The organism is Phormidium sp. CCY1219, from assembly GCF_035615515.1.
Taxonomy (GTDB): domain Bacteria; phylum Cyanobacteriota; class Cyanobacteriia; order Cyanobacteriales; family Laspinemataceae; genus CCY1219.
In genome coordinates, this window is record NZ_JAJENT010000750.1 from 1 (window position 1) to 302 (window position 302).

The 302-nt window shown below is 42.7% G+C and carries 1 protein-coding gene; it reads right to left on the reverse strand.

Annotated features, from left to right (window positions below):
* A partial coding sequence (locus LKK83_RS22750) for a group II intron maturase-specific domain-containing protein (protein WP_324633668.1) occupies positions 1-302 on the reverse strand: 302 nt, incomplete at both ends.

A 302-nucleotide genomic window follows, 5' to 3' on the forward strand; every position in this document is an offset into this window, starting at 1 on the left:
TCCTGTTTTGTTGGGATGTCTTCGGTTTCCCCATTTGGTTAACTTCCAGTATAACGAGTTATCCATTTGAGAGAAGACTTCCTTGGACACTACTGTTGAGTAATAGTTGCTCCACCCTCTAATGACCGGGTTGAGGTGTTTTATTAACCCCTCTTGCGGTACTGCTCTGTGGGAGTCTACTATTTCCTTAAGTTTTTCGTAGTGGGTTTTGATAGCTTTTTTGCCGGGTTTGATGATGGTTTTGAAGCCTAGTGGATTGCCATGCGTGTCCTTTCCGGTCTTATATTTTCCGACTTGATATT